The organism is Saccharopolyspora sp. 6M, assembly GCF_020176775.1.
Taxonomy (GTDB): Bacteria; Actinomycetota; Actinomycetes; order Mycobacteriales; family Pseudonocardiaceae; genus Saccharopolyspora_C; species Saccharopolyspora_C gregorii.
In genome coordinates this window covers 1-10,313 of sequence record NZ_JAIUJZ010000164.1, presented here as the reverse complement: position 1 = coordinate 10,313, position 10,313 = coordinate 1, and the positions used below count along the sequence as shown (strand labels likewise).

The 10,313-nt window shown below is 74.6% G+C and carries 8 protein-coding genes and 1 riboswitch; of the genes, 4 read left to right on the top strand and 4 right to left on the bottom strand.

Features of this window, described 5'->3' with window-relative positions; all coding sequences use genetic code 11:
* Positions 1-147: 147 nt before the first annotated feature.
* Positions 148-3,762 carry a cobaltochelatase subunit CobN gene (gene cobN, locus LCD31_RS20835; protein WP_224960416.1) on the bottom strand — a complete coding sequence of 1,205 codons (3,615 nt, stop codon included), beginning with the start codon at positions 3,760-3,762 and terminating at the stop codon, positions 148-150.
* 122 nt (positions 3,763-3,884) lie between these two features.
* A riboswitch (cobalamin riboswitch) is annotated at positions 3,885-4,017 on the bottom strand.
* A gap of 253 nt (positions 4,018-4,270) precedes the next feature.
* Between cobN and cobG the strand changes: the two genes are divergently transcribed.
* Genes cobG through LCD31_RS20820 form a run of 3 tightly spaced genes read left to right on the top strand, consistent with a single transcriptional unit; the run spans position 4,271 to position 7,691 of the window.
* A complete protein-coding gene (gene cobG, locus LCD31_RS20830) occupies positions 4,271-5,491 on the top strand; it encodes a precorrin-3B synthase (protein ID WP_224960415.1) in 1,221 nt (406 codons plus the stop codon).
* On the top strand, positions 5,488-6,135 hold the full coding sequence (locus tag LCD31_RS20825) for a precorrin-8X methylmutase (protein ID WP_224960413.1): 648 nt from the start codon (positions 5,488-5,490) through the stop codon (positions 6,133-6,135). The genes cobG and LCD31_RS20825 overlap by 4 nt, the downstream gene beginning before the upstream one ends.
* An 8-nt stretch (positions 6,136-6,143) precedes the next feature.
* A complete protein-coding gene (locus LCD31_RS20820; RefSeq protein WP_224960417.1) occupies positions 6,144-7,691 on the top strand; it encodes a precorrin-2 C(20)-methyltransferase in 1,548 nt (515 codons plus the stop codon).
* Here LCD31_RS20820 and LCD31_RS20815 read toward each other — a convergent pair.
* Positions 7,679-8,416, bottom strand: a complete 738-nt coding sequence (locus LCD31_RS20815; RefSeq protein WP_224960411.1) for a cobalt-precorrin-6A reductase — start codon at positions 8,414-8,416, stop codon at positions 7,679-7,681. The two genes, LCD31_RS20820 and LCD31_RS20815, sit on opposite strands and share 13 nt — an antisense overlap.
* Before the next feature lie 23 nt (positions 8,417-8,439).
* On the opposite strand from LCD31_RS20815, the gene LCD31_RS20810 reads away from it, so the two are divergent.
* Entirely contained in the window at positions 8,440-9,522 is a 1,083-nt protein-coding gene (locus tag LCD31_RS20810; protein WP_224960409.1) for a cobalt-precorrin-5B (C(1))-methyltransferase, read from the top strand.
* 7 nt (positions 9,523-9,529) lie between these two features.
* On the opposite strand, the gene LCD31_RS20805 is transcribed toward LCD31_RS20810, so the two are convergent.
* Both LCD31_RS20805 and LCD31_RS20800 read right to left on the bottom strand, forming a co-directional pair.
* Positions 9,530-9,688: a hypothetical protein gene (locus LCD31_RS20805; RefSeq protein WP_224960408.1), complete on the bottom strand. Its 159-nt coding sequence runs from the start codon at positions 9,686-9,688 to the stop codon at positions 9,530-9,532.
* Positions 9,689-9,968: 280 nt separating this feature from the next.
* The coding region (locus LCD31_RS20800) for a hypothetical protein (protein WP_224960407.1) at positions 9,969-10,313 on the bottom strand (345 nt) is incomplete at its 5' end.

The window sequence follows — 10,313 nt, the reverse complement described above, 5'->3', positions numbered from 1 at the left end:
CGCCTGGGTCGCGCAGCACGCGGACCCGTCCCGCGCCTGGTGAGGACGTGAAAAGGCCCGGCCGGGGGGGGGGCGGGGGGGGGGGGGGGGGGGGGGGGGGGGCCGCGGCCGGGGGGGGGGGCGGCGCCGGCACCGCTCACCCGGCGGTCAGCTCGTCGCCGGCCCGTCCTCCAGGTCGCCTTCGGTTTGCAGGTAGATCTCGTGCAGGGCGGTGATCGTCTCCGGGTTCGGGGACTCCCACATGTTCCGGTTCGCCGCTTCCAGCAGGCGTTCCGCGATGCCGTGCAGCGCCCACGGGTTGGACTCGGTGAGGAACTTCTGGTTCTCCTCGTCCAGCACGTAGGTCTCGGCGAGCTTCTCGTACATCCAGTCGCCGACGACACCGGTCGTGGCGTCGTAGCCGAACAGGTAGTCCACGGTGGCGGCCAGCTCGAACGCGCCCTTGTAGCCGTGCTTGCGCATCGCGGCGAGCCAGCGCGGGTTCACCACGCGGGCGCGGAACACCCGCGAGGTCTCCTCGGTCAGCGAGCGGGTCCGGATGGCGTCCGGGCGGCTGCTGTCGCCGATGTAGGCCGCCGGTGCCTTGCCGGTCAGCGCGCGCACCGTGGCGATCATGCCGCCGTGGTACTGGAAGTAGTCGTCCGAGTCGGCGATGTCGTGCTCGCGGGTGTCGACGTTCTTCGCCGCCACCGAGATCCGCTTGTAGGCGGATTCCATGTCGCCGCGTGCCTCGGTGCCCTCCAGGCCGCGGCCGTAGGCGTAGCCGCCCCACACCGCGTACACCTCGGCGAGGTCGGTGTCGTCGCGCCAGTTCTTGCTGTCCATCAGCGGCAGCAGACCGGCCCCGTAGGCGCCGGGCTTCGAACCGAAGATGCGCGTGGTGGCGCGGCGCTCGTCGCCGTGCCCGGCCAGGTCGGCCTGCGCGTGGGCGCGCACGAAGTTCTGCTCGTCCGGCTCGTCGAGCGCGGCGACCTTGCGGACCGCGTCGTCGAGCAGCGTCACCACGTGCGGGAACGCGTCGCGGAAGAACCCGCTGATCCGCACCGTCACGTCCACCCGCGGGCGGCCCAGCTCGTCGAGCGGGATCACTTCGAGCCCGTTGACGCGCCGCGACGCCTCGTCCCAGGTGGGCCGCACGCCCAGCAGCGCCAGCACTTCCGCGATGTCGTCGCCGGAGGTGCGCATCGCCGAGGTGCCCCACACCGACAGGCCCACCGAGCGCGGGTACTCGCCGGTGTCGGCGAGGTAGCGCTCGATCAGCGAATCGGCGATGGCGTGCCCGGTCTCCCAGGCGAGCCTGCTCGGCACCGCCTTCGGGTCCACCGAGTAGAAGTTCCGGCCCGTCGGCAGCACGTTGATCAGGCCGCGCAGCGGGGAACCGCTCGGGCCCGCGGGCACGTAGCCGCCGTCGAGGGCGTGCAGCGTCGCGGTCATCTCGTCGGTGGTGGCGTCCAGCCGCGGCACCACCTCGGTGACGGCGAACTCCAGCACCCGCACCACGTCGTCCGGCGCGTCGCCCAGCACCGAGCGGCACACCTCGACGACCGCGCCGAGCTCCCAGCCGCGCTCCTCCAGGCCCGCGACGAGCGCGTGCGCGGAGGTCTCCACGTCGTCCACGGTGCCGCGGGCGACGCTGCCGTCCTCCAGCATGCCCAGCGCCTCGCGCAGGCCGGGCAGCGCACCGCTCTGCCCGCCCCACACCTGGCGGGCGCGCAGCATCGCCAGCACCAGGTTCACCCGCGCCTCCCCGGTCGGGGCGGCGCCGAGGACGTGCAGGCCGTCGCGGATCTGCGCGTCCTTGATCTCGCACAGCCAGCCGTCGACGTGCAGCAGCATGTCGTCGAACTCGGCCTCGTGCGGGCGCTCGTCCAGGCCGAGGTCGTGGTCGAGCTTCGCGGCTTGCATCAACGTCCAGATCTGGCTGCGGATCGCGGGCAGCTTCGCCGGGTCCATCGCCGAGATCTGCGCGTGCTCGTCGAGCAGCTGCTCCAGCTTCGCGATGTCGCCGTAGCTCTCCGCGCGCGCCATCGGCGGCACCAGGTGGTCCACCAGCGTCGCGTGCACCCGGCGCTTCGCCTGGGTGCCCTCGCCCGGGTCGTTGACCAGGAACGGGTACACCAGCGGCAGGTCGGCCAGCGCCGCGTCCGGTGCGCAGGACGCCGACATGCCCGCGGTCTTGCCGGGCAGCCACTCCAGGTTGCCGTGCTTGCCGAGGTGCACCATCGCGTGCGCGCCGAACTCGTCGGTCATCCAGCGGTAGGCGGCCAGGTAGTGGTGGCTCGGCGGCAGGTCCGGGTCGTGGTAGATCGCGATCGGGTTCTCGCCGAACCCGCGCGGCGGCTGCACGACCACGACCACGTTCCCGGCGCGCAGCGCGGCCACCACGATCTCGCCGTCCGGGTCGTGCGAGCGGTCCACGAACTGCTCGCCCGGCGGCGGGCCCCAGTGCTGCTCGACGCTCTCCCGCAGGTCCTGCGGCAGCGTGGCGAACCAGTCGGCGTAGCGCTTCGCGGGGATGCGCACCGGGTTGCCGGACAGCTGCTCCTCGGTCAGCCAGTCCGGGTCCTGGCCACCGGCGGCGATCAGCGCGTGCACCAGCGCGTCGCCGTCCTGCGCGGCCACGCCGGGCAGCGCGTCCGGGCCGTCCGCCGGGCCGATGTCGTAGCCGGCCTCGCGCAGCCGCCGCAGCAGGCCCACCGCGCTCGCCGGGGTGTCCAGGCCGACGGCGTTGCCGATCCGGGAGTGCTTCGTCGGGTACGCCGAGAGCATCAGCACCAGCCGCTTGTCCGCGGCGGGCACGTGCCGCAGCCGCGCGTGCTTCACCGCGATCCCGGCGACGCGGGCCGCGCGCTCCGGGTCGGCGACGTACACCGGGAGGCCCTCGGCGTCGTTCTCCTTGAACGAGAACGGCACCGTGATCAGGCGGCCGTCGAACTCGGGCACCGCGACCTGGGTGGCCATGTCCAGCGGGGACAGGCCCTCGTCGTTGTCCTCCCACGCCTCGCGGCTGGAGGTCAGGGTGAGGCCCTGCAGGATCGGCACGTCCAGCGCGGCGAGCGCGCCCACGTCCCACGCCTCGTCGTCGCCACCGGCGGAGGCCGTCGCGGGCTTCGTGCCGCCCGCGGCCAGCACCGTCACGATCAGCGCGTCCGCCTCGCGCAACGTGTCCAGCAGGCCCGCTTCGGGGGCGCGCAGCGAGGCGCAGAACACCGGCAGCGCCTGGCCGCCCGCGTCCTCGATCGCCTCGGACAGGGCGTGCGCGAACGCGGTGTTGCCCGCCATGTGGTGCGCGCGGTAGTAGAGCACCGCGACCTTCGGGCCTTCGGTCCGGCGCGGGGTCCGCTCCAGCAGACCCCACTTCGGCGTCTCCACCGGCGGTTCGAAGCCGTGGCCGGTGAGCAGCACCGTGTCGGACAGGAAGTTGAACAGCTGCGCCAGGTTCTCCGGTCCGCCCTGCGCGAGGTAGCCGTGCGCCTGCGAGCAGACGCCGCCGGGCACCGTGGAGCACTCCATCAGCTCCGCGTCCGGGGCCTGCTCACCGCCGAGCACCACGACCGGGCGCGGTCCGGCGAGCAGCGCGTCCAAGCCCTCCTCCCACGCGCGGCGGCCGCCGAGCAGCCGCACCACGACGAGGTCGGCGCCCTCCAGCAGCGGCGGCAGGTCGTCCACGCCGAGCCGAGCCGGGTTGCCGAGGCGGAAGTCCGCACCGCTGGCGCGTGCGCTGAGCAGATCGGTGTCCGATGTGGACAGCAGCAGGATCATGCGGCACGCTCCCGGCTGAGCAGGGACGCGGGCGTGCGGACAGGACGCATGGTCAACCTTCCTCGGGGTCCTCGCCCCGGAGTCGTCGGCACCCGGTGTGGCACCGGGCGGTGGCGGCGCCGGAGTGTCCTGGCTCCCGGATCGGCGCTCGCTCCGGCCTTCCCACCCGCGCGGCGCGCGGGCAGTGGCCTCGTACTCGGAGTCCGCTCCCCGGTGACAGTGGCGGGACCGCGCCGGACTCGCACCGGCTTCCTCCGCACGTCGCCGCCGACAACTCTCCGCAACGGGGCGATCGTTCGTCAAGTGGCCGATCGTGCGCACGCGGGAGAGATCCCGCACTCGGCCGGTCCGGCCGCCCGGTGAGGCGCATCGCGTTTTGCGGACGCGATCCGGGCGGGACGTAGTATCGACGGTCGCCGGTGCGCCCCCGAGTCCGCGCACCCCGGACAGCGGCGCCGTGCGCTGCGAGTTCCGGACCAGACCACGATCGACGAGAGCGGGGACGAGCGTGCCGCGACGAGCCGGACCCGACGCGTGCCCCGGCGCGCTGCGGGTGCACGAGGCCGCCGACGGGGGACTGGCCCGCGTCCGGGTGCCCGGCGGGCGGCTCGCGGCGCGGCAGGTGCGGGCGCTGGCGACCGCGGCCGCGCTGGGTGACGGCGGCTGGGAACTCACCTCGCGGGCGAACGTCCAGGTCCGCGGGCTGTCCGCGGCGGCGGTGCCGGAGTTCGCCGACCTGCTCGGCGCGGCCGGGCTGCTGCCGTCGCCGACGCACGAGCGGGTGCGCAACGTCGTCGCCTCGCCGCGCACCCGCCCGGGGGCGCTGGACGTGCGCGCGGTGGCGGTGGAACTGGACGAGCGGCTGCGCGCCGACCCGGAGCTGGCGGAGCTGCCCGGCCGGTTCCTGTTCACCGCGGACGACGGCGGCGGCGAGGTGACCGCGCTGGGCGCGGACGTCGCGCTGCACCCGGCGGACGGCTCGGTGGCGGTGCTGCTCGCCGGGGCCGACCTCGGGCTGCGGGTGCCCGCGGCCGACGCGGCCCGCGCCGCGGTGCTCGCGGCCGCCGCGTTCCTCGCGGAGCGGGACCGGCTGGGTGCGGAGAGCTGGCGGCTCGCGGAACTGCCCGGCGGCGCGGAGCGGATCGCTGGCCGCGTCCGGGAGGAATTCCCCTGCACCCCGGCGGAATCCGTGGTCACGCCCGGTGATCCGGTGCGCACGCACGCCGAGCTGGGCGTGCTGGCCCGCGACGACGACCGGGTCGACCTCGCCCTCGGCGCACCGCTGGGACGGCTGGACGCCGCGCAGATCGCGGTGCTCGCCGCGCAGACCGAAGAGATCGCCGCCCGGACCGCCGCACCGCACCCGCTGCGGCTCACGCCGTGGCGCGCGCTGCTGCTCACCGACGTCCCCGCGGCCGAGGCGCCGCGCAGGCTCGCCGAGCTGGCCGCCGCCGGGTTCCTCACCGACTCGGGCGCGCCGCTGGCCGGAGTGACCGCCTGCACGGGCAGCCCCGGCTGCGCGAAGTCCCTCGCCGACGTGCGCGCCGACGCGCTGCGCACCACCCGGCCCGGCCCGCTGCCGGTGCACTGGGCGGGTTGCGCGCGCCGCTGCGGCCGACCGGCCGGGCCAGGAGTGGAAGTGCTGGCCACCGAGGCCGGCTACGAGGTCGGCGGCCGTGCCGCCGGCGATACGTCCGCCGCGCTCGACGCGGCACGGAGGGCAGTGTGAACACCGCAGACAGCACCGGCGGCTACGAGTACGTGCGCGACGGCGCGGAGATCTACCGCCGTTCGTTCGCCACGATCCGCGCTGAAGCGGAACTCGACGGCATGCCACCGGAAGTCGCCCAGGTCGCCGTCCGCATGATCCACGCCTGCGGCATGGTGGACCTGGTCCGCGACATCGCCTGGTCGCCGCGCGCGGTGCTCGCCGCCCGCGAGGCGCTGCGCGGTGGCGCACCGGTGTTCTGCGACGCCGCCATGGTCGCCGCGGGCGTCACCCGGGGCAGGCTGCCCGCCGACAACGACATCCTCTGCACCCTCGGTGACGAGCGGGTCCTCGGCCTCGCCGCGGAACTCGGCACGACCCGCAGCGCGGCCGCGATGGAGCTGTGGCGGGACCGGCTGGACGGGTCCGTGGTGGCCGTCGGCAACGCGCCGACCGCGCTGTTCCGGCTGCTGGAGATGGTCGACGCGGGCGCGGGCAGGCCCGCCGCCGTGCTCGGGCTGCCCGTCGGGTTCATCGGCGCCGCCGAATCGAAGCAGGCCCTGGCCGACCACCCGGCGCTGGAGCACCTGGTGGTGCACGGCCGCCGCGGCGGCAGCGCGATGGCCGTGGCCGCCATCAACGCGATCGCGAGCGAACAGGAGTGAGCAGCACCGTGGAGCAGGCAGGCAGGTTGTTCGGCGTCGGGCTCGGCCCGGGAGATCCGGAGCTGGTGACGGTCAAGGCCGCCCGGCTGATCGGCGAAGCCGACGTGATCGCCTACCACAGCGCCCGGCACGGCCGCAGCATCGCGCGTTCCGTCGCCGCCCCGTACCTGCGGGACGGCCAGGTCGAGGAACCGCTGGTGTACCCGGTGACGACCGAGACCACCGACCACCCGGGCGGCTACCAGGGCGCCATCGACGAGTTCTACGCCGACGCGGCCGAACGCCTCGCCGCGCACCTGGCCGCGGGCCGCACCGTGGCGCTGCTGTGCGAGGGCGACCCGTTCTTCTACGGCTCCTACATGCACATGCACAAGCGGCTGGTGGGCCGGTTCGAGGTGGCCGCGATCCCCGGCGTGACCTCGGTGAGCGGGGCGGCGGCGATGCTCGGCAGGCCGCTGGCGGAACGCGACGAGGTGCTGACGGTGCTGCCCGGCACGCTCGACCCGGACGTGCTCGCCGAGAAGCTGGCGGGCACCGACGCGGCGGCGGTCATGAAGCTGGGCCGCACCTTCGACGGGGTGAAGGCGGCGTTCGAGAAGGCGGGCCGGCTCGACGAGGCCTACTTCGTGGAGCGCGCCACCACCGACCGGCAGCGGTTGCTGCCGCTGGGCGAGGTGGATCCGGCGTCGGTGCCGTACTTCTCGCTGGCGCTGCTGCCGAGCCCGGTGAACGCGGACAGCCCGCTGAACCTGACCGACGCGTCCGGGGTACCCGTTTCCGCTGCGGCGCAACGGGAAACTCCCGAGCCCGCGCCGACGGCGAGCACCGGCGAGGTCGTGGTCGTCGGCCTCGGCCCGGCCGGTCCGCAGTGGACCACGCCGGAGGCGCACACCGCCGTCGCCGCCGCCGACGACCTCGTCGGCTACGGCCCCTACCTGGACCGGTTGCCGACGAACCCGCGGCAGCGCAAGCACGCCTCGGACAACCGGGTGGAGGCCGAGCGCGCCGAGTTCGCCCTGGACCTGGCGCGGCGCGGATCCCGCGTCGTCGTGGTGTCCTCGGGCGATCCGGGCGTGTTCGCGATGGCCAGCGCCGTGCTGGAGGTCGCCACCGAGGAGCGGTTCGCGGAGGTGCCGGTGCGGGTGCTGCCCGGCCTCACCGCGGCGCAGGCGGTGGCGAGCCGGATCGGCGCGCCGCTGGGCCACGACTACTGCGTGCTGTCCCTGTCGGACCGGTTGAAGCCGTGGGAGGTCATCGTCGAGCGGCTGGCCGCGGCGGCGAAGGCCGACCTGGCGATGGCCATCTACAACCCGGCCTCGCGCAGCCGCACCTGGCAGGTCGGCGCCGCCCGCGACGTGCTGCTGGAGCACCGCTCCCCGGAGACGCCGGTGGTGATCGGCCGCGACGTGGGCGGGCCGCAGGAGTCGGTGCGGGTGGTGCCGCTCGGCGAACTCGATCCGTCCGATGTGGACATGCGCTGCCTGCTGCTGATCGGCTCGTCCACCACGCGCTCGGTCGGCGGGACGGTGTTCACGCCGCGCCGCTACCCGGCGTGACGCAGCCGTTCCACAGCGGCGGCCACGGTCCCCACCACGGGCACCGGTGGTTCCGGCGGGCGCCGCACCAGCACCACCGCGACGCCCAGCAGCCGGGCCGCATCCAGCTTCGGACGGGTCATCGGGCCGCCGCTGTCCTTGGTGACCAGCACGTCGATGCGGTGCTCGCGCAGCAGCGCCACCTCGTCGTCGAACGCGAACGGGCCGCGGGCCAGCAGCAGCTCGGTGCGCGGCGGCAGCGGCGGTTCCGGTGGGTCCACGGCGCGCACCAGGAACCGCAGGTCCAGGTGCGCGAACCGGTGCACGCCCTGGCGGCCGGTGCTGAGGAAGATCCGCTCGCCCAGGCCGGGCAGCGCGGCGGCGGCCTCGTCCAGCGAATCCACCAGGTGCCAGTGCGGTTCCGGTTCCCAGCCGGGCCTGCGCAGCACCAGCAGCGGCAGGCCCGCCAGTGCGCAGGCGCGCACCGCGTTCGAGGTCATGGCGGCGGCGAACGGGTGCGTCGCGTCCACCACCTCGTCGATGCGTTCGGCGCGCAGCCACGCGGCGAGGCCCTCGGCACCGCCGAAACCGCCGATCCGCACCTCGCCCTCGGGCAGCCGCGGGTCGCGCACCCGGCCCGCCAGCGAGGAGATCACGTGCACCGCCGGTTCGCCGCCGAGCCGGGCGGCGAGCTCGCGGGCCTCCGCGGTGCCGCCGAGCACCAGCACTCGCCGCACCTCGACCATGCGGCCAGCCTAGGCGGTGCGCTATGACCGGCCAGGCGCTGCGCTACGGCTGGACGACCGGCGCCTGCGCCACGGCGTCCACCGCCGCCGCCTACACGGCGCTGCTCACCGGCGGGTTCCCCGATCCGGTGGGCATCGTGCTGCCGAAGGGGCACCGCCCCGAGTTCGCCCTCGCCAAGGAACGCCTCGGCGCCGGGTCGGCGATGGCGGCGATCGTCAAGGACGCCGGGGACGACCCGGACGTGACGCACGGCGCGCTGGTGTCGGCCACGGTCCGCCCCGCCGAACCCGGCGCCGGGGTGGTGTTCCGCGCCGGTCCGGGCGTGGGCACCGTGACGAAACCGGGCCTGCCGCTGCCGGTGGGCGAACCGGCGATCAACCCGGTGCCGCGCGAACTCATCCGCGGCGTCGTGCGGCAGGTCGCCGCCGAGCACGGCGGCAGCGGGGACGTGGTCGTGGAGATCTCCGTGGAGAAAGGGGAGGAACTGGCGCGGCGCACCTGGAACCCGCGCCTCGGCATCCTCGGCGGCCTGTCCATCCTCGGCACGACCGGCGTGGTGGTGCCGTACTCGTGCTCGGCGTGGATCGACAGCATCCGCCGCGGCGTGGACGTGGCCCGGGCCGCCGGGCTGGAGCACGTCGCCGGCTGCACCGGCAGCACCTCGGAGAAGCTCGTCGACCGCACCTACGGCCTCGCGCCGGAGGCGATGCTGGACATGGGCGACTTCGCGGGCGCGGTGCTCAAGTACCTGCGGCGCCACCCGGTGCCCCGGCTGACGATCGCGGGCGGCATCGGCAAGCTCGCCAAGCTCGCCGACGGGCATCTGGACCTGCATTCGAAGCGGTCGCAGGTGAACTTCGCGCTGCTGGCCGGGATCGTGCGCGACGCGGGCGCCTCCGTCGAGTTCGCCGAGAGCATTCGCGGCGCCAACACCGCGCTGGACGCGCTCACCCGCTGCCAGGCCGAGGACATCCCGCTCGGCGACCTCGTCGCCGCCCGCTCCCGCGACTTCTGCCTGACCACCCTCCAGGGTGCCCCGATCGACGTCGAGGTCCTGGTCATCGACCGCGCGGGCACCCTCGTCGGCCACGCCCCGTTCCGCTGACCAGCGCCTACCGCATCGAGCGCCGGGCGGCTTCGGCGAAATCGGGGACGACTTCGCCGCGCTGTGCCAGCAACGAGTCGATCGTCTCGGGCGGCCTGCGCCTGGCGAGCACGGCGTCCCGCAGGCATTGCGAGATCAACTCCGGATCTTCGTCGAGCAGGTCCACCAGGAACGCGTCGGGATGTGTGGCCGCAACGCCGTGTTCCCTCAGATCGCGGGGCCGGAAAATCGTCCAGGTTCGCGGTGACGGTGACCTCAGCGCCCCCGTGCACCGCTGCGGCGAGCACGTGTCGATCCTCAGGCGCGTTGGCGAGCACGGGCATCAACCACTCGTAGTCGGTGACCTCGGCCTGCGGGAAGGCGGTGCGCATCGCACCAGCGGGACGCATCCGATCCGGGGGCGGAGCGCGTCGCGGGAGGTGATCGGGAACGGGATGTCCCGGGGGTCAGGAGGGCAGGCCGAGGGCGGCGGTGGTGACCGCATCGGGGTGCCCGGCCTGCCGCCAGTGCACGCGGGCCGGGAGGCCGAGGAGGGGGCCGTGCGGGTCGAATCCGCTCGCGCGGTAGGCGACGGCCTCGTCGTGGGAGTACACGATCACGACGTCGACGACGCCGGACGGCCAGTGCCGCACGTACAGCAGGGCGTCCAGCCGGCCGCCGTCGTCGTGCACCGGAACTCCCCGGAATCCCCGCGCTACGAGGCAGTGCAGGTTGTCGATCGCGTTCATGGCGCGAACTCCGTTCGAGGGGTGTCGAGGCGGGTCGGTCTCGGTGCGGGCGGGGTTCGGGAC